Source organism: Bdellovibrio sp. HCB-110, assembly GCF_047323225.1.
In the GTDB taxonomy this organism is placed as follows: Bacteria; Bdellovibrionota; Bdellovibrionia; order Bdellovibrionales; family Bdellovibrionaceae; genus Bdellovibrio.
Map to the genome: position 1 here is coordinate 1,625,113 of NZ_CP178750.1, position 23,656 is coordinate 1,648,768.

General features: G+C 46.2%; 26 protein-coding genes and 1 tRNA gene. 21 read left to right on the forward strand and 6 right to left on the reverse strand.

Annotated elements, in window-relative coordinates:
* The first annotated feature begins 7 nt into the window (after positions 1-7).
* The 4 genes from ACL934_RS07745 to ACL934_RS07760 all read left to right on the forward strand — a co-directional run bounded on the left by ACL934_RS07745 (position 8) and on the right by ACL934_RS07760 (position 2,306).
* Positions 8-739 carry a TIGR02147 family protein gene (locus ACL934_RS07745; protein ID WP_374079569.1) on the forward strand — a complete coding sequence of 244 codons (732 nt, stop codon included), beginning with the start codon at positions 8-10 and terminating at the stop codon, positions 737-739.
* Positions 736-1,587 carry a hypothetical protein gene (locus ACL934_RS07750; RefSeq protein WP_374079572.1) on the forward strand — a complete coding sequence of 284 codons (852 nt, stop codon included), beginning with the start codon at positions 736-738 and terminating at the stop codon, positions 1,585-1,587. Before ACL934_RS07745 ends, ACL934_RS07750 begins: the two co-directional genes overlap by 4 nt.
* Positions 1,588-1,603: 16 nt before the next feature.
* Positions 1,604-2,068 carry a hypothetical protein gene (locus ACL934_RS07755; protein ID WP_374079574.1) on the forward strand — a complete coding sequence of 155 codons (465 nt, stop codon included), beginning with the start codon at positions 1,604-1,606 and terminating at the stop codon, positions 2,066-2,068.
* A 152-nt stretch (positions 2,069-2,220) separates the two neighbouring features.
* Positions 2,221-2,306: transfer RNA gene (locus ACL934_RS07760), tRNA-Leu, on the forward strand.
* A gap of 130 nt (positions 2,307-2,436) precedes the next feature.
* Here ACL934_RS07760 and ACL934_RS07765 read toward each other — a convergent pair.
* The 3 genes from ACL934_RS07765 to ACL934_RS07775 all read right to left on the reverse strand — a co-directional run bounded on the left by ACL934_RS07765 (position 2,437) and on the right by ACL934_RS07775 (position 4,877).
* Complete coding sequence (locus tag ACL934_RS07765; protein ID WP_374079577.1) at positions 2,437-2,805, reverse strand: VOC family protein; 369 nt, start codon at positions 2,803-2,805, stop codon at positions 2,437-2,439.
* A 172-nt stretch (positions 2,806-2,977) separates the two neighbouring features.
* The gene (locus tag ACL934_RS07770) at positions 2,978-3,829 is read right to left on the reverse strand and encodes a hypothetical protein (RefSeq protein WP_374079580.1); all 852 of its coding nucleotides are present in this window, start codon (positions 3,827-3,829) and stop codon (positions 2,978-2,980) included.
* Positions 3,830-3,977: 148 nt separating this feature from the next.
* Positions 3,978-4,877, reverse strand: a complete 900-nt coding sequence (locus ACL934_RS07775; RefSeq protein ID WP_413613280.1) for a S1 family peptidase — start codon at positions 4,875-4,877, stop codon at positions 3,978-3,980.
* A gap of 276 nt (positions 4,878-5,153) precedes the next feature.
* Here ACL934_RS07775 and ACL934_RS07780 point away from each other — a divergent pair, with 276 nt between their 5' ends.
* The 12 genes from ACL934_RS07780 (at position 5,154) to dut (ending at position 18,346) form a co-directional block, all read left to right on the forward strand.
* Entirely contained in the window at positions 5,154-6,359 is a 1,206-nt protein-coding gene (locus ACL934_RS07780; RefSeq protein ID WP_413613281.1) for a hypothetical protein, read from the forward strand.
* A gap of 109 nt (positions 6,360-6,468) precedes the next feature.
* Positions 6,469-7,095, forward strand: coding sequence for a hypothetical protein (locus ACL934_RS07785; protein ID WP_374079587.1), 627 nt, complete (start codon positions 6,469-6,471; stop codon positions 7,093-7,095).
* A gap of 2 nt (positions 7,096-7,097) precedes the next feature.
* Positions 7,098-7,535 carry a GNAT family N-acetyltransferase gene (locus ACL934_RS07790; protein ID WP_413613282.1) on the forward strand — a complete coding sequence of 146 codons (438 nt, stop codon included), beginning with the start codon at positions 7,098-7,100 and terminating at the stop codon, positions 7,533-7,535.
* 219 nt (positions 7,536-7,754) lie between these two features.
* A complete protein-coding gene (gene rimP, locus ACL934_RS07795) occupies positions 7,755-8,276 on the forward strand; it encodes a ribosome maturation factor RimP (RefSeq protein WP_374079591.1) in 522 nt (173 codons plus the stop codon).
* A gap of 15 nt (positions 8,277-8,291) precedes the next feature.
* Positions 8,292-9,689 carry a transcription termination factor NusA gene (gene nusA / locus ACL934_RS07800; protein ID WP_374079593.1) on the forward strand — a complete coding sequence of 466 codons (1,398 nt, stop codon included), beginning with the start codon at positions 8,292-8,294 and terminating at the stop codon, positions 9,687-9,689.
* Positions 9,690-9,721: 32 nt separating this feature from the next.
* A complete protein-coding gene (infB, locus tag ACL934_RS07805) occupies positions 9,722-12,631 on the forward strand; it encodes a translation initiation factor IF-2 (RefSeq protein ID WP_413613283.1) in 2,910 nt (969 codons plus the stop codon).
* 3 nt (positions 12,632-12,634) lie between these two features.
* Positions 12,635-13,033 carry a 30S ribosome-binding factor RbfA gene (rbfA, locus tag ACL934_RS07810; protein WP_374079597.1) on the forward strand — a complete coding sequence of 133 codons (399 nt, stop codon included), beginning with the start codon at positions 12,635-12,637 and terminating at the stop codon, positions 13,031-13,033.
* Complete coding sequence (gene truB / locus ACL934_RS07815; RefSeq protein ID WP_374079599.1) at positions 13,023-13,943, forward strand: tRNA pseudouridine(55) synthase TruB; 921 nt, start codon at positions 13,023-13,025, stop codon at positions 13,941-13,943. The genes rbfA and truB overlap by 11 nt, the downstream gene beginning before the upstream one ends.
* A 123-nt stretch (positions 13,944-14,066) precedes the next feature.
* Entirely contained in the window at positions 14,067-14,336 is a 270-nt protein-coding gene (rpsO, locus tag ACL934_RS07820) for a 30S ribosomal protein S15 (RefSeq protein ID WP_374079602.1), read from the forward strand.
* 112 nt (positions 14,337-14,448) lie between these two features.
* Entirely contained in the window at positions 14,449-16,542 is a 2,094-nt protein-coding gene (gene pnp / locus ACL934_RS07825; RefSeq protein WP_413613284.1) for a polyribonucleotide nucleotidyltransferase, read from the forward strand.
* A gap of 71 nt (positions 16,543-16,613) precedes the next feature.
* Entirely contained in the window at positions 16,614-17,885 is a 1,272-nt protein-coding gene (locus ACL934_RS07830; RefSeq protein WP_413613285.1) for a M16 family metallopeptidase, read from the forward strand.
* 11 nt (positions 17,886-17,896) lie between these two features.
* Positions 17,897-18,346 (forward strand): dUTP diphosphatase, encoded by a 450-nt coding sequence (gene dut, locus ACL934_RS07835; protein ID WP_413613286.1) that lies wholly within the window; start codon positions 17,897-17,899, stop codon positions 18,344-18,346.
* Positions 18,347-18,451: 105 nt separating this feature from the next.
* Here dut and ACL934_RS07840 read toward each other — a convergent pair whose 3' ends face one another.
* The 3 genes from ACL934_RS07840 to ACL934_RS07850 are packed head-to-tail and all read right to left on the reverse strand — an operon-like array spanning position 18,452 to position 20,411.
* On the reverse strand, positions 18,452-19,027 hold the full coding sequence (locus ACL934_RS07840) for a Yip1 family protein (protein WP_374079611.1): 576 nt from the start codon (positions 19,025-19,027) through the stop codon (positions 18,452-18,454).
* A gap of 27 nt (positions 19,028-19,054) precedes the next feature.
* Entirely contained in the window at positions 19,055-19,744 is a 690-nt protein-coding gene (locus tag ACL934_RS07845) for a hypothetical protein (RefSeq protein WP_413613287.1), read from the reverse strand.
* A 7-nt stretch (positions 19,745-19,751) separates the two neighbouring features.
* On the reverse strand, positions 19,752-20,411 hold the full coding sequence (locus ACL934_RS07850; RefSeq protein WP_413613288.1) for a hypothetical protein: 660 nt from the start codon (positions 20,409-20,411) through the stop codon (positions 19,752-19,754).
* A gap of 172 nt (positions 20,412-20,583) precedes the next feature.
* Between ACL934_RS07850 and ACL934_RS07855 the strand changes: the two genes are divergently transcribed.
* From ACL934_RS07855 to ACL934_RS07875, 5 genes are all read left to right on the forward strand, one after another.
* Positions 20,584-20,934 (forward strand): hypothetical protein, encoded by a 351-nt coding sequence (locus ACL934_RS07855; protein WP_374079619.1) that lies wholly within the window; start codon positions 20,584-20,586, stop codon positions 20,932-20,934.
* Between the two features lie 96 nt (positions 20,935-21,030).
* Positions 21,031-21,726 (forward strand): polyprenol monophosphomannose synthase, encoded by a 696-nt coding sequence (locus tag ACL934_RS07860; RefSeq protein WP_413613289.1) that lies wholly within the window; start codon positions 21,031-21,033, stop codon positions 21,724-21,726.
* The gene (locus tag ACL934_RS07865) at positions 21,701-22,558 is read left to right on the forward strand and encodes an SH3 domain-containing protein (RefSeq protein WP_374079624.1); all 858 of its coding nucleotides are present in this window, start codon (positions 21,701-21,703) and stop codon (positions 22,556-22,558) included. The genes ACL934_RS07860 and ACL934_RS07865 overlap by 26 nt, the downstream gene beginning before the upstream one ends.
* Before the next feature lie 157 nt (positions 22,559-22,715).
* A complete protein-coding gene (locus ACL934_RS07870; RefSeq protein ID WP_374079626.1) occupies positions 22,716-22,994 on the forward strand; it encodes a BrnA antitoxin family protein in 279 nt (92 codons plus the stop codon).
* A gap of 66 nt (positions 22,995-23,060) precedes the next feature.
* Entirely contained in the window at positions 23,061-23,642 is a 582-nt protein-coding gene (locus tag ACL934_RS07875; protein ID WP_374079629.1) for a hypothetical protein, read from the forward strand.
* Positions 23,643-23,656: the final 14 nt, after the last annotated feature.

A 23,656-nucleotide genomic window follows, 5' to 3' on the forward strand; every position in this document is an offset into this window, starting at 1 on the left:
TGAGCACATGAAACGCACTTTTGCTGAACGCTGTAGGAAGAATTCTTCCTATTCCCTCCGAGCCTTCTCGCGCTCGTTGGGAATGGATTCTTCCACAGTGTCAGCGATTCTCAAAGGAAAGCGTCCGCTCACAATCAAGACTGCGCAAAAAATCGTAGAGGGTTTGAATATCACAAACCCCGTGGAAGCTCAGGCGCTGATCATGAGCACCTTCGCGAAAGAGGAGTCAGAAACGGTTCCCAATTACAGCGAGCTTGCCATGGAAAGTGCGGAAGCGATTTCTTCGTGGCAGCATTTTGCGATTTTAGCTCTGTTAGAGATAAAAGATTTTAAAGGCCAGGAGCGGGCGATTTCAGAAAGACTCAATATTCCTTTTGGAATTGTCTCTGAATGTTTAAATCGTCTTGAAAAACTCGGGCTGATCGAAAAACGTGATCAGATTTGGCAGTTAACGGGAAAAAACATGGCAACACCTTCGCAGGTGCCTTCAGCGGCTCTGCGCAAGGGGCATCGGCAGTTTATCGAAAAAGCGCTGCAATCATTGGAAGCGGACCCTGTCGACGTGCGAGATATCAGCGGCATTACCATGGCGATTTCCAAAGCGAGGCTTACGGAGGCAAAAGTGATGATACAAGATTTTCGTCGCCGTTTATCAACCTATATGGAAGAGGGAAAGCGTGATGCCGTCTATCGGCTGAACATCCAACTTTTTCCTCTTTCCCAGGAGAAAAAACCATGAGAATAAAAATTTCTGCGTGGATCGCCGTCGCAGCCACCTTTCTAAGTTCTCACGGGCATGCCGTCGGGTGGGATCATGGAAATGCAGGGGACACGGTTTCGTCAGAATTTATTCTGACGGGCCGAGATGTTTTACAAAGGCTGGAGTTGTTGTTTGAAAATAACAGGCCTGTCTTTGACACCGCAAACCTGCGTGCTGCGATTATGACAACGGAAGTGGTCTCTGAAGATCATGTCTTTTTAAATGGGCACGAGCGGGATGCCGTGAACTATTATCCGACACGGCGTTTGATCAAGGTCAACCGCAGTCGATGGACGGAGCTTCGCCGGTCCACGGAAACCAAAGCACGTCTTCGCTTGGTCTTGCATGAATACCTTTGGATCAGCGGTGTTGATGATACCAACTTTATCAACTCGGAGCATTTGATTGAACTTTTAAAAGTTAGCAACTACAGCCCAAGCATTTGGTGGAATCCGGTCAATCCCGCAAACTACGTAAATGCAAACCTCAGTTTTGCACCTCAGGGCTGTGCGTTTCAAGCCGCGCATCTGGACGTCAAAATGTCTGAGGAAACTCTAGTCATGGAGCCGACAGGGGACTGCAAAGAAGCTTATAGGAAGTTGCAAATCGTAAAACAAACCGGAGTAACACCTCCATCGAGCAATGCACGAGGTTTGTTTCACAAATACGAAATCAAAGTTTTTGATAGGGCTCAGAATATAAAGGGCGAAATGATTTTTGAACCCGAATGGGGAGCCTGTCTGCTTCCGGAAAAAGGCTCCTGCCAAGTTTCCGGGAAGATGACCATCGGCGGAGTCGAAATCATTTTTTGGTTTTTAAGAAATTAATTTGAAGGAGTCTGTTATGAAATATTTAATTCTCTTAGCAAGTTTTGTTTGTTCCAGTCACGCCTTCGCAGTCTCTGAATGCACAGGTCAAACGGTGGAAGGTCAATGGGTCACGGTTCACGTGAATACCACAGGCCCCACGGGAATTCCTGATCGTGGTGAAGTTGCAATTGAAAACGAAGAAAATAAATTCGGTTATCGCTTCACTCGCGAAGACATCACCCAGTTTTTTGAATACGACGAGCCCGCTAACAACTCTGCGATGGTAGGTCTAACAAGCTACGTGAACAAAGAATTTCCCGTGGCCATGAAATACAACGGCCCGAACTTCATAGACATGGATCTAAAATCCGTAATCGAAGAAGGAAAATCCCAACCCCTCAAAGGAAATTTCATGAGAGTCTGGAAGGGCCCCGGCCACCAAGCCAACGACCAATTCCAACTCACAAATATTGCCTGTTCAGTGTGGCCGAATATTTAAGAGATGACTTCGAAAACGGGAAGAGCGGGGTCTAAATGCTCATTAAATACGCAGGAACCTCTGAAACACTGCGTTTTTGACTAAGAAATGCGGCTTTTAAAAAAAAGAGCTTGAGTATTAGGCCGCTTTTCTTTACAAAATATCCCTCACGCGCGGGTGTGGTGTAATGGTAGCCACGAGAGACTCAAAATCTCTTGGATTCACGTCCGTGGGGGTTCAAGTCCCTCCACCCGCACCAATTCTTCCCCTCAAAATACTCAGACAGTCCTCGCTCGATTTTGTGTTTTTATAGCTACCGCTGTGGTTTTTTGCCTCGCTGTGGAACTCGCATTTTGAGGGGAAGAATTGGTTGTTCTTTGGTCAAATGTTTATTCTTTTGCGGGTTGAAATAATTCGATGACATTTCCTGAGGGGTCTTCACACAGGATTTGCATGCCGCCGGGGCCTTTGAGGATTTCATTTCGGAAGTGAACCTTGCCTTTTAGATTGCTTACTAACTCCGTTAGATTTTCTGTTTGAATAACGAATCGATTCCAACCTCCAGGTACGGGCTTTGAACCGTCGGGCATCGGTTGTGCGGCGGAAGCCACGGGGCCGGCGAGCCAAAGTGTCAGATCATCTTTGGACATGATTGCTATGGCGGGACCGTGTTGCTGTTCAAGTTTGAATCCGAAATATTCTCCATAAAAATTCATGGATTGCTCAACATCATTCACAAGGTATCTGACCGTCGCCATAAAATCCTCCGGTTATATCAGGGTAATATATTGAGATTTATTTCTTCTCGGAAGGTATTTCGATCTTGAATGGTACAAAGCAAATGAATGGCAGGTGCCAGCAGAAATAAAAAAGCCCTCAGACGGAGGATCTGAGGGCTTAGGGAAATCTAAAACGGGAACTTGAGAGACTTTATTTTTTAGGTTGAGCCACGAAGGCGTCGTCCAAAACTTTCCAAAGAGGTTTTGTTGTGCGTGGAACGGCGTCTTGTTTGTAGTACCACCAGAAGTATCCGCCCACGTAACGAGGGTGGGAGATATTCATTTTGTAGTAACGATTGATCATGTCGGCTTTCTTCGCGGATCTTGTCGTACCGATTTCGCCAAAACCAATTTTTGAATTCGGGAACATTTGACCAAGTTTTGCAAAGACGGCTTCCCATTGAGCTAGAGTCGGGCGATAGCCATTGCAGTCGTCTTCATAGTAACTAATGAAAACATAATCCAAGTTCTGCTTCATCTCTGTCGGAATATTCGTCGCGGACCAGGTGAACATCTCGTTGGCTTTTCTTTCCCAGCAGTTCGGATTGTAGTAAAGGGTCAACGCCGTTTTGTAATTGCGCGCTTTCACTTTGCTGTAAGCCGAATACATTTTCGCGACAGTTTCTGAAGTTGTACCTAGCCATTCACCATTGATCTCATTACCGATCTCCCAAATATTTACTTTAGGACCGAGAGTGTTGAGGTACTCTGTCACACGGGCCGAGAATGTCGCTTGCGTGTATTGTTTCATGTAAAACGAATCCAGAATTTCACCCATGATGAAACTATAAGGCGCAATTTTATCCACGGCGTTGGTGTACTCCGTCGCCGGAACAAATTCGTCAAAAACGATGCGCGTTGTGGGTTTGACTCTGTGATTGGCAAGGGCGTCGGCAGTAGCTCGGATTCCCGAGACGCTGTCAATCGTCACGCCAGTGATAGTTTCAGCTTGTGCATGGAGAGAGAAAGCAAAAAGAAATGCACTCAGTAAGAGTTTATTCATAAGGCTCCTTCCTTTGAACCTAGTGGTTGATGTCACGTAACATCATCGGTCAAAGGAGGCGGGAGCCAAAGACTTTCAAAAAAAACAGGCCCTAACTAAACTCACGTTTGCGTGAGGTCGTAAAAGGGCCTGACATTTTCTTTAGAAATTAAAGAGAATTTTTCTTTTCGTTGATCCAATCCAAATGAGGTCTTAGATCCGTAAAGAGAGAAACACCATGGCAAGTGCGAACGTTGTTTTCATCTTTAGCGCGGTTATCAACACCCATAGACGTCACACCAATAAGAGTTAATTCACCTTTACCAGTATCTACATACAAAGGTCCACCTGAGTCCCCAGTACAAACACCGTTGTTGTACTGCTCAAGAATCCAAGTATCCTTCACAGAAATAGTTTTACCTACTAGAGCCAGATAAAAGTCTTTCATCAAACGAGACGCCGTCGCTGTGGTGAAGCGAAGAGTTCCTGAGTCCTCGGCTTTTTCTGAAGTGTTGCCGTAGCCTGACATCACGATAGTGTCGCTTGCGACCGGAGCAAAATCTTTCGCGGGAAGAGCGCGAACCTTATAGCCCGCAGGAATTCCGCCCGAGAATTTTAAGATCGCTAAATCATAAGAAGCGTTATCTAAAGTTTTTGTATAATAAGAGTAGTCTTTGTGGGCGATGTCTTTAACAACAGGGCGAAGCGTTCTGTTTTTAGCTTTGGCTGCGCAATCAATATTATTACTAAACGCAATCACAGATTTTCCACCGAAAGGTGAAATACAGTGAGCGGCTGTCAGAACTTTGTCGTTATCAATGAGAGTTCCCGTGCAGATGCTGGCTTCGTCTTTATAATTGACGTGAATGACCATCACAGTGCTGGCGCTGAGCTCATTGCCAGAGTTCAAAACATCTCCGCCAACGATACCAAAAGATTTTCCTGAAATTTCGCAGTTCGCAGGTTCGACCTTAAGGTCTGTTCCTCCGCCACCGCCGCCAGAGCACGCTGCGAGGGTAGAAACAGACAGAATAAGAGCACTGGCTCTTAGGAGTTTGGACATCAACATGAGAAATGTCTCCTTTATATGAGGCCCTGTTTTATCAAATCCTTCCACACTCAGGGGCGAAATGACTCCTCTTTGCAAGAATTTCAGAAAGCGTCTTGTAAGTTGTCACATTTGTGGTCAGTGACTGGAACTCGCGTTCAGACCCTCGACAGTGAGTTACTTTTGATATCAACAACTTAGACGCCGGGGACGATTTTCGGCCCTGTTGGCATCAGGCTTGCTTTACGCCCAAGTGACTTAAAAAGGTTTTTAAAACCAGAACCACGAGGAGACTCTATGAAAAAGTATTTCTATATACTTGCGGCTTTGAGTATCGCGCCGACTTATGCGCTTGCTCAGAGTATCGAAAGTGATGTCGATGCTGAGCTTGATCAAATGTATTCAAGCCAACAGCAAGCGGCTCCGGCAGCTCAAGCTCAGCCACAAGCTGGGATTGCGAACACAGCGCCTGTCAGCGGTCAGCCTATCTATATCTTGAATCAGGCAACACCGACTTCAAACGCGCAATTGCAACAAGCGCAAATTCAAAAACAGCCAACGACTGTTATTGAAGCCTCTCCTTTGACGGAGTCTCGCGCGGAACAAATCCGCAGATCACGTCAAGATGCTGAGTTGCAAACAGAACAAAGAATCGTTGAAAAGCTCGAACAATCTCGTATGGAAGATGAGAAAAGAAGAGCGGGTATTCTATTTGGTGATAAATTCAACCAATTAGACCAACAACAGCAACCAGTTCAACAACCTGTTTATGCTCAGCCTGTACAACAAGTACAACCTGTGCAAGTTCAGCAAGTTGAAGAGCCTAAAGAAAACACACGCGACATCATCCGCGAAGAATTAGCTGCGGCTATGAAATCGGAAGAAGAAGCGGCTGTTGCTCCTATTGAAACTAAATATGTGGGCGGTATTTTGGGTATCGGTGATTATCCAGACACTCGCCAAGTAAAAGGAAACTACGCACTCGGTGTGGCGTTTGGTACTAAGTATGACAACTTCGTGATCGAAGGTTCGTTCTTGTACTCTAACTACACAGTGGAAGGCCAAGGTTACTACACGGGTTATACATCTGGTTACGGTTATCCGTACAACACAGGTGGCGGCGTTTACGTTCCAGATTCTATCGACGTACAACAATACACGGGTTCATTAGCGGCGAAAGTTCAATTGTTCACAGGAATCATCAAGCCGGTATTCGGTGGTGTGGTTTCTTACTCTTACAGAGGCTTCTCGTGGGATAACAAATCTTACGGTTACGTGAACGACACAAAAGCCAACTCTCATGCGATCGACGTAGGTGCGATCTTGGGTGCTGACTTGGAATTCTCTCCTAAATACTCTTTGGGATTGGATTTCAGATATATGTGGAATTTGTCGAGCCGTGTGAATGCTGAAAATACGTGGATGGCTGGACCTCAGTATGGAACTCCGATCGAAAAGCTTCAATACTATGTAATGTCGCTTGTCGGACGCGTTAATTTCTAATTAAATGTAATAAGTAAGTTTATTAATTCCTCAGTGGTTTACAAACCTCACCAGAAATGGTGGGGTTTGTTTTTTTGACTTCATCGCATTCTTCAATCATAGTTTCTTTATGCGATTTCTTCTTCCTCTTCTTTTTTGTCTTAATGCTTCAGCGGCGACGGTGGTGACTGAAACCGTGGGGCAGGTCTCCGAGTATGTCGTGACTAGCCGGGAAGTTCAGATCGCCATGGTGATCGAAAATATTCTTTTTCCGCCAAAGACTCCGCTGAAGGGCCTTTATGAAGTGCGTCCGGGGCAAACCGAGTTTCGCAATGCTGTGACGAATGTTTTGCTGGAAGCTGTCGTTGCCATGGAGGCAGAGAACTTTAACGTGGCGGCAATTTCCGATGACGAATTGAAGAGTGCCATTGCCAAAGTAGAACGGGCCGTTTCCGGCCGATCTTACTGGGGAGATCTTGAGGTTTCTCCTGCGGAGTTAAAGCGTTTCACGGCGCGTAAACTCACTTCGAAAAGTTTCTGGAAGTTTAAATCCAGTTCCATGACCGGAATTATCACGGACCAAGAGGCACAAGCTTACTATGATAAAAACCGTGTGAAGTTTGGCAGTCATCCTTTTGAATCCTTCAAAGACAATATTAAAACTTTCCTCGCGCAACAGCAGCTTGAAGAGCGCATCCGTGCGTGGTTTGAAGTTATCAAGCGCAAATACAAAGTGCGCAACTTCGTCGCGGACTAATCATGCGTATCGAAACTCTTTCCAGTCTTCACAAACCAGCGATGCGTTCCTTGGTGGAAGCGATTCATGCAGAACAAGGGCTCTTGCCGCAGTTTTATTGGCCCAAAGAACTTCTTGGCGCGGAGATGGCGACAGCGGAAGCGGTGGGGATTTTTGAAGACGAAGTGCTTGTGGGTTTCGTTCTTTATCGCGTTCTGCCAGAGGCTTTTGAGATTTCTTTGGTTGCCAGTCATCCTCAATACCGACGTCGAGGTTATATGGAGAAGCTCTTTGCTCATCTTGTTGATGCAAAGGGTCAAGAACGTGAGCTGTGGCTGGAAGTCCATGAAGAGAATGTGCCTGCACAAAAACTCTATGAAAAACTAGGGTTTAAGGAAGTTCGTCGGCGCCCCCGTTACTATAAGGACGGAGCCACGGCGATATTGTACTCACACTCGTAAACGCCGTCGTTCCCACTCGGCCAAGCAAGATAAACCCTTGCATTGGTTGATTTTTTTTGCTAGCTTCAAGTCGTTCCAATGGGCCCAGTAGGCCCATTTTTTTTTGCGCCCGGACGGGTTGCATTGATCGAAACCTTCGATCAAATTCTAGCCCCTGCACATTTCGCAGGAACTGGACTCCGTCCAGTCGCCGTATATGTTATAAAGGATTACCTTAAAATGTCAGAGACCCCATCTTGGATGGAAAAAGTAGAAGCTATAGCCAACGAGGTTGCCGCTCAAGAAGGCGTCCTCATTTACGATATTGAATTCGTGGGCTTAGGCAAGGGCAGAACACTTCGTATCTACATCGACAAAGAAGACGGCAGCGTCAGTATTGATGACTGCTCGAATGTTTCTAAAGGTCTCAATGAATTTCTTGATGCCAATGAAGATCTGATTCCGGGTGGTACTTACAATCTTGAAGTTTCAACTCCGGGGTTGGATCGCGTGCTCAGAAAACCTTGGCACTTCCAAAAAGCAATTGGCAAGAAGGTTTACATCAAAACCTCCAAAGCTTTGGAGAGTGCCGGTGTGACAGATAAAAAATGGAAAGCAGCTAAAACAGTCGAGGAAGTTTTGGAATCGGCTGATGAAGGCGGCATCCGGTTTGTCGTGAAAGACGTGGAGATTAAAATCCCGTACGCGATGATCGACAAAGCTAAAGTAGTTTTTGAAATGACCAAAGGTCAAAAAAAGTAACGAGAGAGGAAAGTCATGGCTGAAAATATGTTTTCAGATCTTTCTAAAGTGATTGATCAAGTCGGAAAAGACAAAGGTATCGATAAGCAAGTTGTTATCGACGCAATCACTCAAGGTATGTTGGTAGCTGCTCGCAAAAAGTACGGCACATACCGTGAAATTGAAGCCGCTTATAACGAAGAAACAGGCGAAGTTGAACTTTTTGAGTTCAAAGAAGTTGTCCCTCGTGAAAAGTTCATCGACGAAGAAGTCGAAATTCCTTATGACGAAGCTCAAAAGTTGGATCCAAACGTTCAACTTGATGATTCTATCGGTATTAAATTGGAAGCTTCTGATTTGGGTCGTATTGCGGCTCAAACAGCAAAGCAAATCATCATGCAAAAAGTGCGTGATGCTGAACGCAACATCATCTTCAACGAATTTGAAGAAAGAAAAGGCGAGATCGCTTCCGGTATCGCTCGTCGCGTAGAAAAAGGTGCCATCGTTGTCGATTTGGGTCGTACAGAAGCGTACATCCCACCTCGTGAACAAATCCCAGGCGAACAATACAAGCCAGGCGACCGTATTCAAGGTTACTTGTCTGAAGTTCGTCAAACAACTCGTGGACCGCAAATCATCATGTCTCGCGCTGATGAACGTTATTTGATGAAACTTTTCGAAATGGAAGTTCCAGAAATCTACGACGGTGTTGTTGAGATCATGGCAGCGGCTCGTGAGCCAGGCCAACGCGCGAAAATCGCGGTTCGTTCTAAAGACAACTCTGTAGACCCAGTCGGCGCTTGCGTAGGTATGAAGGGTTCTCGTGTACAAAACATCGTACAAGAACTTCGTGGCGAGAAAATTGATATCGTTCCTTGGGATGAAGATATCACTCGTTTTGCGTGCAACGCTTTGGCTCCGGCTGAAATCTCTCGCGTGTTTCTTGATGATGCGAACCGTGAGATGGAAATCGTTGTTCCAGATTCTCAATTGTCATTGGCAATCGGTAAGCGCGGTCAAAACGTGCGTTTGGCAGCAAAATTGACAACTTGGAAATTGGATATCATTTCTGAATCTTCAGCGGCTTCTCGTACTGCGGAATCCATCTTTAACTTGATGTTGATCCCAGGCATGAACGAGACAATGGCGCAAAACATTTTCCAATCTGGTTTCGGTTCATTCCAAGCAGTGGCTTCGGCTTCTGTTGAAGAATTGATGACGATCCCAGGTTACGACGATCCAGATAAAGCTGAAAAGCTGGCAAAAGAGGCGAAAACTCTTGTTGCTAAATATGAAGCTGAAGGTGTTCCGGTTCCAACGGCTCCAACAGCAGCTAAAGATAATAAATCGAACGTTTCCGCGAAAGCACAAGCGGACCTTCTTTTGAAGCAAGAGTTGCAAAAACTTGACGCTCAAGAAGCGGATGAGGAATAGTCCGCGGATGCGGGCAGACAACAGGAGACTGAGTGAGTAATCCAAAGGTTTTTGAATTTGCAAAAGAGATCGGGATGACCCCGCTGGCCCTCATGGATAAAATCCGTGAGTGGAACTTGCCTGTGAAAAGTCACATGGCGGAGTTGGATCCGACAGTTCTAGAGCAAATTAAAATTAAACTCTCTGGCGGTGACAAACCTGCTGAAGAGGCTAAACCGAAAAAGGCCGCAACCCGTAAGGCAGCTCCGAAAAAAGCAGCTCCGGTGGCGGAACCTGAGGCGGCAGCATCTGCGAGCGCGAAGTCCTCTGTGATTCGTCGTAAAAAAGACGAAGTCGCTCCAGAAGCACCGAAAGCCAAGGTTGTTGCAAAGCCTGAAGTCGCTGAAGAAGCGGAAGAGGCAGCACCGAAAACAACTCGTGTGGTTGTGAAGAAAACTCCGGCAGCGAAAGAAGCTGAAGAAGTTCAAGCAGCCCCAGCGGCTCCTGTTGTTGAAGAAAAAGTCGTCGCGAAAGAAGAAGCGGCTCCAGTCGAAGTAAAATCTGAACCGGTTGTTGCTAAAGCAGCACCGACTCCTGCGGCTGAGCCGGCACCGGCTCCAGCAGCCCCTGCACCTGCACCGCAAGCTCGTAAGAAGGAAGTGGTCGTGGGTACAAGTGGTGTTGCGAGTTCTTCAACTCCTGCAACGACAGCGAAAAGAAATATCATTGGTCGTATGGACCTTTCCCGCGTGCAGCCACAAACTCCGCAACGTCAAGAACGTCCTCAAGGCGGTTATCAAAGACAGGGTGGACCTGGTGGTGACCGTGGTGGCGATCGCGGCGGCCAAGGCGGTGGATTCCAACCTCGTCCGGGCGGTTTCAACAGACCTGCAGGCGGGGCTCCGACTCGCAATATCCGTACTGGTTTCGTGGCGGCCTCTCAGCCTCCTGAGCCAATGCCGGATGCAAGCAGTGATTTTAGAAGAGATTTTGACAAGCGCAAAAAGATAGGTGCAGGCCCTACAGCAGCGGCCGGTGCTACTCGTGAGCGTGAAAAAGAAAAAGAAGAAGAAGTAGCAAGCTTCAATGCGGTTGAGTTCCGTAAGCGTGAGATGGTCTTCCAGCCTAAAAAGAAAAAAGGCATGTTGGATCGCGAAGCTATGAAAACTCAAATCACAACGGCGGCAGCCCACAAACGTGTTGTTAAAGTTAACAACACAATGAAGCTGTCGGACTTGGCGATGGAAATGGGCTTGAAAGCTCCACAACTCGTTAAAGTTTTGATGACGAACGGTGTGATGGCCAACATGAACACGGATCTTGATTTCGATACGATCGCTTTGATCGTTCCGGAGTTCGGTTGGGAAGCGCAAAACGTATTCAAAACAGCGGAAGATGTGGCGCAAGAAACAGCTTTCGGTGAGTTGGATGCTGAAAAAGTAACTCGTCCTCCGGTTGTGACTATTATGGGTCACGTCGACCACGGTAAAACTTCATTGTTGGATGCGATCCGCAATGCAGACGTTGCTGCGGGCGAAGCGGGTGGTATCACTCAGCATATCGGTGCGTACTCTGTAAAAATTGAAGATGGTTCTTTGATCACATTCCTAGATACTCCGGGCCACGAAGCCTTCACGGCTATGCGTACGCGCGGTGCGAATGCGACAGATATCGCTGTCATCGTCGTAGCGGCGGATGACGGTATGATGCCGCAAACTCAAGAATCTATCAGCCACGCGAAAGCGGCAGGCGTTCCAATTATCGTTGCCGTGAACAAGATGGATAAGCCAGGTGCAAATCCAGATCGTATCAAGCAACAATTGACGGAGCTTGAAATCGTTCCTGAAGAATGGGGCGGTAACACGATCTTCGTTGAAGTTTCAGCTTTGAAGAAAACAGGTTTGAAAGAGCTTCTTGAGCAAATCAAACTTCTTGCCGAAGTGGGTGAGTTGAAAGCCAATCCGAAACGCTCTGGCACAGGTCTTGTGATCGAAGCGAAGATGGAAAAAGGCAAAGGCCCTGTGGCAACCCTTCTTGTAAAAGATGGAACTGTTGAAGTCGGCCAATACATCGTTGCAGGAACTATGAAAGGCCGCGTTCGTTCTTTGATGAACGATAAAGGCGAAAGAATTCAATCTGTCGGTCCTGGTCTTCCAGCGGAAGTTTTAGGTCTTGATGGTGTTCCAGCCGCGGGTGATAAGTTTGACATCGTTAAAGATGAAAAAACGGCTGAAGAAATGTCGACTCTTCGTAAAGAAAAAGCTTTGGCAGCGGCAACGGCTCCGGCACAAAAACTTTCTTTGGACGAGATCTTCGCTAAAGTTAAAACGGGTGATGTTAAAGAACTTGCGATCATCTTAAAAGCAGACGTTCATGGTTCACTAGAGGCGATCAACGGCATGCTTTCGAAGCTTTCTACTCCAGAAGTGAAAGCTCGCGTGATCCACTCTGCAGTGGGTGGTATTACAGAGAATGACGTCACATTGGCGCACACATCTAAAGGTATCGTGCTTGGCTTCAACGTTCGTCCGGACCTTGGTGCTCAGGCAAAAGCGAAACAGTTGGGTGTTGATATCAGAACGTACTCTATCGTTTACGAATTGATCGACCAAATGAAGGCGGCGATGGCGGGTCTATTGACTCCAGACATTGTCGAAGAAGTTATGGGTCGCGTAGAAGTGCGTAACACATTCACTGTGCCAAAAGTTGGAACGATTGCAGGTTGCTTCGTTGTTGATGGAAAAGTACAGCGTAACAACATGATCCGTCTTCTTCGTGAAAACAAAATCGTTTACGAAGGTAAGATCGCTTCCCTTAAACGTTTCAAAGACGACGCCAAAGAAGTGGCTTCAGGCTACGAGTGCGGTATCGGCATTGAAAACTACAACGACGTTAAAGTCGGCGATATGATGGAAGCTTACGTTAAAAAAGAAGTTGCACGTGAGTTAGGTGCAGGAGTTTAGTTAATGAAGAACATGGGTGATGGGCGCCGAGTCGCTCGCGTAGAACGAGAAATTCAAGCTACCATCGCTCAGTTTTTGATCCGTGGTTTTAAAACTCCTCTGCCAGGTCTTGTGACCGTGGCTCAGGTGAAGATGCCAGCGGATCTTCGCGCCGCTAAAGTGTATGTCAGTGTTTTAGGTTCCGACGCTCAAAAAGAAGAGGCGTTGGAGCTTTTGCAAGAACGAGCTTTTGAAATTCAAAATTACATCGGTAAAGAGCTTAAAATGCGTTACTGCCCCAAGCTGACTTTCTATCCCGACCATACAACGGAAGAGGTATTGAAAGTTGAGCGCATCCTTCATGATCTTGAAGAAGAACGGAAGGCCAAGGGCGAAGGTCACAGCGAGTCGGATGACGAATAGCAAACAATTTAATGGTCTTTTGTTGGTTGATAAACCTTCAGGGATTTCCAGTCATGACGTGGTGGCGAAGCTTCGCCGTATCCTCGGCACTAAAGCGGTCGGGCACTCGGGGACCTTAGATCCTATGGCCTCGGGCTTGATGGCTTGTCTTATTAACGAAGGCACCAAACTCAGTCAGTATATTTTAGAAGGCGATAAAGGCTATCGCGTGCGTGCTCAGTTTGGAGTTCGCACGGATACTTTGGATACGACAGGAACGGTTTTAGAAACGAAACCTGTGGACCTGACCCGCGAACGTATTTTGGAAGAAGCTTTAAAACTTCAAGGAGAGATGGAGCTTGAAGTTCCCATTTACTCCGCCATCAAAGTTCAGGGTAAAAAGCTTTACGAGTACGCTCGTGAAGAAGAGCAGGTGGCGCTGCCGAAAAAAATCATGAAATTCTGGGAAGTCACTCCCGTGGATGTCGGGCCCGATTGGGCCGAATTTGATATCAAATGCACCAAGGGGAGTTATATCCGCACTTGGGTCGACCTTTTAGGGAAGGCCTTGGGGTGTGGGGCGGCGATGAGTGCCTTGCGCCGAACGTGGTCGGCTCCTTATCTTTTGCCTCAGGCGCAAACTTTGGAGGCCATAGAGGCTTCGGTCAAAGAAGGCGTTTGGGGAGCGGCCTTTGTTCCTATGGAGTTGGCTCTGCCTCAGGTCAAACGCATCCGTATTAAAGGGCAAGACAAAGTGCTTTTGGGGAATGGACAGATCAGCCATGACCTTAGAACTCAGCTCATTGCAGCTTTTAAGCCGTCTGAGGACCAATACGTGCAGATTTTAGCCCAAGATGGGGGCCAAATGCTGGCTCTGATCGGCCTAGAGCAAGGCAAGGGCTTTGTCCTCCGCCGAGTCTTTAAATATTGACGGGGCGGGGCTTAAGGGTTTAGAACGTTAAATCTTACATAACTCTACAGATCGACAGCCATGACGACTGCGGGGTTTTTAAGTGAATAAAACAAAGATTTTTAAAAAGAACAGGAGACTTTAATGGCAGTCACTAAAGAGAACAAAACTCAAATCGTTAAGAAATTCAAAACAGCAGACCTTGATACTGGATCTCCAGAAGTTCAAGTGGCTCTTCTAACTGCAAAAATCAATGATTTGACAGTTCACTTCTCAACTCACAAGAAAGATCATCACGGTCGCCGTGGTCTTGTGACTATGGTTAATAAAAGAAGAAAACTTTTGGATTACCTACATCGCAAAGATGTTAAACGCTACCAAGACCTCATCAAGGCTCTTGATATCCGTAAGTAATCGAATTGGAAGGGGCTTCGTGCCCCTTCTGACTTTCCGGCGTAAGCCGCAACAACACACGCAACATCTACAGCAAAGCATAAAGGCTTTGCGATATTTTCAAGGAGATTTAATGAAAACGACTGTCACTACCTCGGTGGGCGGAAAACAAATCACCATCGAAACAGGCCGTTTGGCAAAGCAAGCGGATGGTGCCGCTCTTGTCACTTGCGGTAACAACATGGTTCTCGTTACTGCGGTTTCTTCCAAAAAAACATCTGAACTTGATTTCTTCCCTCTCACTGTTGAGTACATCGAAAAATTCTATGCGACTGGTAAAATTCCAGGCGGGTACTTCAAACGTGAAGGTAAACCGACAAACGATGCTATCTTGACAGCACGTTTGATCGACAGACCTATTCGTCCTTCATTCCCCGAGGGCTACCGCCACGAAACACAAGTTGTAGGAACTGTGCTTTCTGCTGATGGTGCATTCCCTCTTGAGATTCTTGCAAGCTTGGGGGCCTCTGCAGCACTTCATGTTTCTGATATCCCATTCAACGGTCCAACAGCGGCGATCCAAGTAGGTCGTGTTGATGGTCAATTCGTTGCCAACCCAACTCCACAACAAATGGAAAAGTCTGACATGGACGTGATCGTTGCGGGAACTCGCAATGGTTTGTTGATGGTGGAAGGCGAAACAAAATTCATCTCTGAAGCAGACTGTTTGGCGGCTTTGAAATTCGGTCACCAATCCATGATGCCTCTTTTGAATGCGCAAGATGAACTTCGTGAAAAAACGGGTTCAAAAGCGAAACGTCCATTCACGGCTCCGGCGATTGATGCTGACTTCAAAGGCCAAGCGGAGTCTTTGTTGAAATCTAAAATTGCGGCAGCTCTTTCTATCAAAATTAAACAAGATCGTTACGCGGCCGTTGCAGCAGCTCACGCTGATGCAGAGACAGCTTTGTTGGCTTCTATCACTGACAAAGATTTGGTTAAGCAACGTAAAAAAGAATTGGGCGCTATCGTGGAAGAACTTAAATACCACGAAGCTCGCACAATGATTCTTGATAAAAAAGTTCGTATCGATGGCCGTGATGTGAAAACAGTACGTCCTATCGCGAACGAAGTTGGTTTGTTGCCTCGTGCACACGGTTCTGGTTTGTTCACTCGTGGTGAAACTCAATGTTTGGGCACAGTGACTTTGGGAACGGGTGATGATGAACAAATGGTTGATGCTCTTTTGGGCACACAAAAACGCAAGTTCATGCTTCACTACAACTTCCCTCCATACTCTGTAGGTGAAGTAGGTCGTTTCGGTGGTCAAGGTCGTCGTGAAATCGGTCACGGTAACTTGGCAGAGCGCGCTTTGAAAGCCGTTCTTCCTGATCATGAGAAATTCCCATACACAATCCGCGTTGTTTCTGAAGTTCTTGAGTCTAACGGTTCTTCTTCAATGGGGACTGTTTGTGCGGGAACTATGGCGATGCTTGATGCTGGTGTACCTATCAAAGGAAACGTAGCGGGTATCGCTATGGGTCTTATTAAAGAAGGCGACCGTGTTGCTGTATTGAGCGACATCTTGGGTGATGAAGATCACTTGGGTGACATGGACTTTAAAGTTGCTGGTACTCCACAAGGTATCACGGCTCTTCAAATGGATATCAAAATCGACTCTGTTTCTTTCGAAGTGATGGATCAAGCTTTGGCGCAAGCTAAAGAAGGCCGTTCACACATCTTGAACGAAATGGAAAAAGTGATCAAAGTAGCACGCGGTCAAATCTCTGAATTTGCTCCTCGTATCGAAACGATCAAAATTAAACCAGACAAAATCCGTGAAGTTATCGGTTCTGGCGGTAAAGTTATCCGCGGAATCACAGAAGCAACTGGCGTTAAGATCGAGATCGAAGATGATGGAACTATCCACATCGCATCTGCGGATCCAGAAGCAACTAAAAAGGCTATCGCTATGATCAACGACATCATCGCGGAAGCTGAAGTAGGTAAGACTTATAAAGGCCGTGTTGTTAAGATTGCTGAATTCGGTGCGTTTGTTGAAATCTTGCCGAACACGCAAGGTCTTTTGCACATCTCTGAGATCGCTAACGAAAGAGTGCGCGCAGTGACTGACGTACTTAAAGAAGGTGAAATCATCGATGTCAAAGTTCTTGAAGTAGACCGCGCAGGTCGCATCAAGCTTTCTCGCAAGGCGCTTTTACAATAGCCGCGGAAGCGGGCAGAGCGCAGGCGGCCTTTGGCCGCCGTAGCTGAAGCAGCATCTTTAAAAGAGATTCAATGACAAATACCAAGTTCAAAAAATCTGAACTTTCTAACGGGATCCGAGTGGTGAGTGAACTTCATCCAGGGTCCCGTGCCGTTTCTATCAGCATCTGGGTTTTAACCGGAACGCGTGATGAAACTTCCGATGTGGCGGGGATCTCCCATCTTCTTGAACACCTTGTTTTCAAAGGCACAAAAACTCGTTCGGCCTATCAAATTGCCAAGTCTTTGGAAGCATTGGGCGGGGACCTCAACGCCTACACAACTCGTGAATACACTTGTTATCATGCTCTGGTTCTCAAAGATCATTGGGAGAAAGCTCTCGATGTTCTTTCAGATCTTATTTCGAACATGCATCTGAATAAAAAAGAATTCGGTCTTGAAAAAGGCGTGATTCTGCAAGAGATCGCCATGTCCGAAGACAGCCATGAAGAACTCATCTATGACATTTTCTACGATGAGGTTTATGGCAAACATCCTCTCGGACGTCCGATTTTAGGGACGCCTAAGTCTATCGCACTGATGAAACAGAATCAGGTGATGGATTATTATAAAAAGACCTATACCGGTAAAAACATCGTCGTGAGTGCGGCAGGTTGCCTTGATCACGATGAGTTGATGGCGGGAATTGAAAAACGTTTGGGGCCTAAAAAGTCCACGAAGCTGCAAAATAAACGCACGATTCCTCGCTGGCTTAAACGTCGTCACGTCGTTGAAAAGCAAGCTGAACAGGTTCACATGCTTTTGGGTTTTCCGACGGCAAGCTTTAAAGACAAACATCGTTTTGAAGCTGTGATCACAAATACTTTGTTGGGTGGAGGCATGACCTCAAAACTCTATCAAAGTGTGCGTGAAAAAAGAGGCCTGGTTTACACGATTCATTCTAGTCTGAACACGCACATGGATTCAGGAATGCTGACGATCTATGCGGGGACAGAAGTCAAAAATGCTCGCAAAGTGGGTGATTTGGTTTCGAAGGAAATGCAAAAAATCCGCAAGCAGGGCGTGACTAAACACGATGTGGAAATGTTTAAGACGCAAGTCATTGGAAGCATCTTGCTAGGATCTGACGATATTGAAAATCGCATGACATCTTTGGCGGTCAATGAGATCGTCTTTGGCCATTATCGTTCGGTGGAATCGGTGATTGAAGAGATTAAAAAAGTCTCTGTCGATTCTGTGAATTACTATATCCGCGAAGAATTGGATCTTGATAAAGCTTCGGGCGTTCTTTTGGGGCCGGGAGTGAACGAGCTCAAATCTTGGTGGGAAGACTTGTCTTTATAGAGGGGACTTGCATGCAAAAAATCGCAGTGAAAGTTAAAAAACTTGAGAACTTCCATGGTGACCTTCCTCAGTATCAATCTCTGGGTGCCAGTGGTTTTGATATCCGCGCCCAATTGGCGGGACCCGTTGTTTTAAATCCTGGTGAAAGAGCTTTGATTCCGACAGGTTTGTCTTTTGAGATTCCACTTGGTTTTGAAATCCAAGCCCGTCCACGCAGTGGTTTTGCGGCGAAAAACGGTGTGACGGTGTTGAATACTCCGGGCACCATCGATGCTGACTATCGTGGGGAAGTTAAAATCATCATTATCAATCTTGGCAACGAAGCTGTGACGATCAACGATCAAGAGCGTTGCGCTCAACTTGTGATCGCTCCGGTTCTTCAAGCACAATTCCAACTTGTTGACGAGTTAGGTTCCACAGAGCGTGGTGCTGGTGGATTCGGATCTACAGGTCGCGCTTAATCCGCCTTGTGGCGGCAGAGCCGAAGCGCCGAGGCGTGGAGGCTGAAGCAATAAAAAAAAGCCCGATTCTCATCGGGCTTTTTTATTTTCAAATAGTTAAAGGAATTATCCCAATCTCTCAAGGCGAGAGATGTCGATGCGGTTCCATAGCCACAAGATAAAGACGATGGCGAAAAGAATCGTCACCAAGCGAATGGATCTGCGCTTTTCCATTTGAAAGTTTTCAGTCAGACCCACAGCCATCAAAAGCGCTGTGAAGGCAAAGCCCACCAAAGTGATCGGTGGAATTAATTCAGAACCCACTTGAAACAAGAAGAACGGAATGTTCGCGAAAAGAATCAAAGTGAAGATCTTGCGCAAAGAGCAGGTTCTTTTTTCGTACACTTGGAAGTAGTAGTAGATGAACAAAGCGCCGATAAACGTTGTGACAACACCCACAATCGGAGAGATCACAAATCCGCCCATCAAGCGGAAGAAGTTCGGTGGCACCAGCCCCGTCAAAACTCCGGAGCCCATTGAGATCACAACCAGTGTGATAATCAAAACCGTCCAATTCCAGTCGGGCAGAGTTTTGATTTTTTCAATGGGATGACGAAGATAGTTGATGATGTAGCGAACGACCTCTTTGGCCGTATCAAGCTGGGGTTGGTTCGGGGGTGTTACGTCTCTGTAGTCGCTCATACGATTATTGCACCACTGCCTTTAGTCTTAATCAAGCTCATTCCGCGGAGGCGAGTCTTCTCGCAGATCCATTTCTGCCAAAGTTTGAGCGCGCTCCAGGAGGAGTAAACTGTTCGGGATGGCCGTGTCCTTACAAGCTCCCAAGGTACTTAAAGAGGGCAGTTGTGGTTTCTTGGTAAGCCATTGATGGAGTTTGTACGCAAGTTTCAAAAAGGCAGAGCTATTTTGTGAAGGCAGGCATTCCACTTCGGCAGACGGAATGGGAAGAGCGGAAAGGGCGAAGCTCTTTGAGTTTGGCTCCGGATTAATCACTTCCGTCAAACTCATGATCGCCGTTGATTTGTATTGGCGGATGAGATCTTCAAACTCTGCGAAAGTCACCTGATCTAAAACCAGGTGAAAGTGGCGGCGGTGTTCTTCTTGTTGTTTTAAGAAATACAAAAAACGTTCTTTACGTTGTTGGGGGTTGTTCCAGGGAAGATGCAAGGTAAAGACTTCGTATCCATGCTCTGCCAAAAACGAAGTGTAGATATTCCAGTAAGAACGGAAATAGAAAATAGAGCGAGGGCCTGTGACAAATAACAAGGGAAAGCGGGTTAAGAGGCAGTTGGGTTTAAGTTCAAAGGGAATATCTTGTTGGGATCTTGCTTGGTTGGAAAAAAGCGCAAGACCCAGAGTAAAAACAAGAAGGCAAAGTATTAAGACGGCAACATCCACCCCTCAATTATAGAGAGGTGTTAAGACGAAATGCAAAGTCAAAGGAGTTTTTGTCAGCAGTATCATTCACCATGGCCGTTCTTGCGCTGACTTCGGCTCCTAAAGAAAGATTTCTGTGAACTTGCGCCACAAAACCTGTAGAGACCACCAAAGACGGCGTTGTTGAATCGACGTCGATATTGCGAGTCGGGTCCGAGAAACTCATGAAGCGGTTGGAAAGCCCTGAGCTGATGGTGTAATTCCAAATGCTCTCAAGCTTGTTTGTGTAACCAATCTTCAAATCAAATTCACGCAAAGTCAGTTCTTCATTGCCAGAAGAAGTCAGACCGTAGTTTCTGAAAATACCTTCGGAGTACCAGTTTGGAGAAAAGAGATCCATTCCCAAAGACAATTGGATACCGCTGACATGACGATTGAAGTTTTGTTTTTGAGCCGCGATGTTAGAGAAAGAATTCGCGTAGCCAATCCCTGCATGCAAGCGAACGTCATCCAGTGAACTATTCTGCTTCTTAGCTAAATTGTTCTTTTTCGCACTCAACTCATTAAGAAGATCGTCGTAGCTGACTTCTTCATAGTCTGAAGAGGAGCCTGCGGCCTGGACTAAAGTGGGAGTTGAAAAGAGGGAAACTGCGATCAAAACGAATTGGATTGATTTAAGTATTTGCATATCTTGATTCTAGCAAGTCTTTGTCATTTTTCATAAATTCATCTTTCGTTCTAGACCTCATTTTTGGCAGACTATAAAAAGGATGCTTTCTTTATTTAGTAAACGTCACAACTGTTTTTGCGCTTTTTGTAAAAGCCCTCGCCGTATTTATCGTAAAAGGAATATCTCTTTTATGAACATTATCGGCAGCGCTTTGGCGTCGGTGGTGGTGATGTTCGCGATCTGGCAACAATACGATCCACGCGTGATGATTGTCTTTGTCGTATGCCTGGCTCTTTCTGAAGTCTTCGTGAAAATTCGTTGGAGACTTTCCGTCGTTTGCCGCTCTTGTGGATTCGATCCGGTGTTGTATCTTAAGCAGCCCGATCTCGCTGCACAAAAAGTAAAGGAACAGTTGGATTTGCGTAAGCAGGATCCAAAGTATTTATTAGCAAAACCGCTTAATTTGCCCGCAATCCCTGCGAAAAAGGCACAAGCCCTTCAAGGCAAAGAAAAAGGCCGCTTAGTCTCTCGTTCGATTTAAAATACTGCTTCAGCTCCGGGCCTCTGGCCCTCCGCTCTGCCGACATCCGTCGGTAAACATTGCCTTCGTGCGTTCTTTGTGACAGGTTAGAAGTGCATGAAAACACTCATCGTGATTCCTACGTACAATGAAAAAGAAAACATTCAGGCTATTGTGCCTGCGGTTTTGGCTCAAAACCTTGGCGTCGATATTCTTGTGGTTGACGACAACTCCCCAGATGGTACGGGCGCCATTGTTCGTGAAATGCAAAAAAGCATTCCGCAACTTCATCTTCTCTCTCGCCCAGGCAAACAAGGTTTGGGAAAAGCTTATATCGCGGGTTTCCGTTGGGGCATGGATCATGGTTATGAAGCCATTACGGAAATGGATGCCGATTTCTCTCATCGCCCAGAAGATTTGGGGCCTTTGCTTAAAAAGCTAGAGACTCATGATTTTGCCGTCGGCTCTCGCTATGTCGAGGGGGGGCGCACGGTGAATTGGGGTCTTATGCGCAAGATTATTTCTCGTGGTGGTGGTATCTACGCGCGTTTGATTTTGGGTTTTCCTTTGAATGATTGGACAGGCGGGTTTAATGCATGGAAGAAAGAAGTTCTTCAGGGTATTGATCTTGCGACGGTGGAGTCCAACGGTTACAGCTTTCAAATTGAGCTTAAATACAAAGCTATGAAAAAAGGCTTTAAAGGCGCGGAGTCGCCGATTGTTTTTGAAGATCGTCGTGTCGGTCAAAGCAAAATGTCATTGAAGATTGTGATTGAGGCGTTTTATCGTGTCTGGCTTATGCGTTTTAAATAGGGGACTTGCCGTTCTCTTTATAACGCTGTTGTTCCCGTTGTTGTCTTGGGCGCAGGCTCAACAGGCGACTGTTATTCTTGATGGGGCTTTGGTTTATCAGGATGCGGATTTTGATGCTCCTGTTATTCAGACTTTGAAGCGTGGGGGTGTTTACAATATCTCCACCGGGAAAAAAGGGCCTTTCTATAAAATTCGTTTGAAGCCGGGAACGGTGGGATGGATTTCTGATACAGATGTGAAGCTGGGTGTTGTGAAACTGACACCTCCACCGCCGGATAAAAAATTATTTGATAAAAATGAAGAGAAGCCCGCGAAGAAAAAACCGTTCTTTGCCACTCGCTATCGAGGACCCGCGGTGGATTTCGTGAATTATACGGAAGACACTTTGGGGCAAGAGCGTTCGGAGTTTCTGCCTTTTTATGGTGTAAAATTTAATGGCTTTAATACCATTATCAGTGGCGAAATTTACACTGAGGGAAACATCATGTTCCACTTCGGTGCTCCGGCTTATTATTCGGATGTGACGAAAAAAAGTGGCGACGGTTTCATTTTCGTGTCGAATTTTCTTTTGCAAACAGTCAGTCCTATGGGGAAGTCGCAACTTTTCTATTACGGATTTGGACCGATGTTTAGATATTCGCATTTTACTCTCGAAGTCCCAGACGGAACAAAGACACTCAGTTATTCCGCAGATGACATGACTTTGGGTGCTGTTTTTAACTTAGGCTTGGCGTTCCGCTTTGGTGGCGTGTCGCTAAGAACAGACGCCAAATACTACTGGGAACGCACGAAGTATTACGGTTTGGGTCTTAACCTGGGCTGGGAATTTTAATACCTAAGTTTTCTTTTAGGTCCGATTCGCGAGCCTAACGCGGACTATCCCTCGATCCAATAAAATTTTAAGTTAGATCTCACTTTGCAGGATGGGCCTTTAAACAACGTTTGAAGGGGTTTGTAATGCTTTTGTATTTGATTAGGCTAGGTGATATATGAAGCATAAAACGCTAAAAGAAGCTATGAAAGCGGCAAAAGAAACTGGTAAACGTCAACAAGTGGAAGCTCAACCGGGGCCTCACGAGGTGAAAGTCAACGTATCAATGCGCTTAGACTTAGAGGTTCTCAATTGGCTTAAAGCGGAAGCTGAAAAGCGGGGACTTCCTTACACGACACTGGCGAACTCTCTCCTAAAACAAGCTTCTACGTCAGATTCATTTGAAGAAAGATTGGCGAGATTGGAAAAGGCGGTTCTTAAAGGAAAAGTCGGCTAAGGGATTTTTTTCTTTATGTTATAATCCGCCCGGTGTAAACGGAGCCCCACAACTTGAGGGGGCTTTGTGCGCATTCTTTCATTATCGTTCGTCTTGATTTTTTTCTCTGTTATTTCCTTTGCCGCAGATATTGAGCCCGTTTTTGAAGCTCTAAAACAATCTGCCGTGAATTACGAACCTGATGGAGCCATTTGCGAGCAAGTGGCTCGTCTGGGTTTTCTAGAAACCTATCCAGAAAAAGACTTCTTAGTGACAACGGGAATTGAATACAGCACCGGGGATCTCACTTTAGGGGAGTTGGATGTGTTGGTCATCAATCGCGCCACCCAAAAAGTGGTTTTAGTGGCGGAAGTAAAATGCTGGAAGAATTTTGACCAAGCTTTGGATAAGGCGAAGTCGCAAAGATTGCGCTTTACAAGGAATCTTTCAAAGTATCCTCGTCAGATGCAATTTACCACTTATTCGGACCTGACTCTTAAGGCAGAGCAGTTCGATGAGGCGACCGAATACCGCTCGGTTTCCCAACTGGGCGGGGTGGAACGCGGGTTTGATGCTGAGCTCGAATTTACGCTTTCTGAGCTCAAAGCGTTGCGTATGAAATTATTAAAATGCCAGGCATGGGGCGAGTGCGCACGCGCTGCGCAATAGATGACTTGAGAGGG

Bases quoted from the DNA above. Each gene is read 5' to 3' on its own strand.
- rbfA (WP_374079597.1), top strand. From the start codon at position 12,635: ATGAAGAACATGGGTGATGGGCGCCGAGTCGCTCGCGTAGAACGAGAA.
- ACL934_RS07840 (WP_374079611.1), bottom strand. From the start codon at position 19,027: ATGAGCGACTACAGAGACGTAACACCCCCGAACCAACCCCAGCTTGAT.
- dut (WP_413613286.1), top strand. From the start codon at position 17,897: ATGCAAAAAATCGCAGTGAAAGTTAAAAAACTTGAGAACTTCCATGGT.
- ACL934_RS07780 (WP_413613281.1), top strand. From the start codon at position 5,154: ATGAAAAAGTATTTCTATATACTTGCGGCTTTGAGTATCGCGCCGACT.
- ACL934_RS07775 (WP_413613280.1), bottom strand. From the start codon at position 4,877: ATGTTGATGTCCAAACTCCTAAGAGCCAGTGCTCTTATTCTGTCTGTT.
- rimP (WP_374079591.1), top strand. From the start codon at position 7,755: ATGTCAGAGACCCCATCTTGGATGGAAAAAGTAGAAGCTATAGCCAAC.
- pnp (WP_413613284.1), top strand. From the start codon at position 14,449: ATGAAAACGACTGTCACTACCTCGGTGGGCGGAAAACAAATCACCATC.
- ACL934_RS07745 (WP_374079569.1), top strand. From the start codon at position 8: ATGAAACGCACTTTTGCTGAACGCTGTAGGAAGAATTCTTCCTATTCC.
- ACL934_RS07770 (WP_374079580.1), bottom strand. From the start codon at position 3,829: ATGAATAAACTCTTACTGAGTGCATTTCTTTTTGCTTTCTCTCTCCAT.
- ACL934_RS07870 (WP_374079626.1), top strand. From the start codon at position 22,716: ATGAAGCATAAAACGCTAAAAGAAGCTATGAAAGCGGCAAAAGAAACT.
- rpsO (WP_374079602.1), top strand. From the start codon at position 14,067: ATGGCAGTCACTAAAGAGAACAAAACTCAAATCGTTAAGAAATTCAAA.
- nusA (WP_374079593.1), top strand. From the start codon at position 8,292: ATGGCTGAAAATATGTTTTCAGATCTTTCTAAAGTGATTGATCAAGTC.
- ACL934_RS07785 (WP_374079587.1), top strand. From the start codon at position 6,469: ATGCGATTTCTTCTTCCTCTTCTTTTTTGTCTTAATGCTTCAGCGGCG.
- truB (WP_374079599.1), top strand. From the start codon at position 13,023: ATGACGAATAGCAAACAATTTAATGGTCTTTTGTTGGTTGATAAACCT.
- ACL934_RS07765 (WP_374079577.1), bottom strand. From the start codon at position 2,805: ATGGCGACGGTCAGATACCTTGTGAATGATGTTGAGCAATCCATGAAT.
- ACL934_RS07830 (WP_413613285.1), top strand. From the start codon at position 16,614: ATGACAAATACCAAGTTCAAAAAATCTGAACTTTCTAACGGGATCCGA.
- ACL934_RS07790 (WP_413613282.1), top strand. From the start codon at position 7,098: ATGCGTATCGAAACTCTTTCCAGTCTTCACAAACCAGCGATGCGTTCC.
- ACL934_RS07850 (WP_413613288.1), bottom strand. From the start codon at position 20,411: ATGCAAATACTTAAATCAATCCAATTCGTTTTGATCGCAGTTTCCCTC.
- ACL934_RS07755 (WP_374079574.1), top strand. From the start codon at position 1,604: ATGAAATATTTAATTCTCTTAGCAAGTTTTGTTTGTTCCAGTCACGCC.
- ACL934_RS07860 (WP_413613289.1), top strand. From the start codon at position 21,031: ATGAAAACACTCATCGTGATTCCTACGTACAATGAAAAAGAAAACATT.
- ACL934_RS07855 (WP_374079619.1), top strand. From the start codon at position 20,584: ATGAACATTATCGGCAGCGCTTTGGCGTCGGTGGTGGTGATGTTCGCG.
- ACL934_RS07750 (WP_374079572.1), top strand. From the start codon at position 736: ATGAGAATAAAAATTTCTGCGTGGATCGCCGTCGCAGCCACCTTTCTA.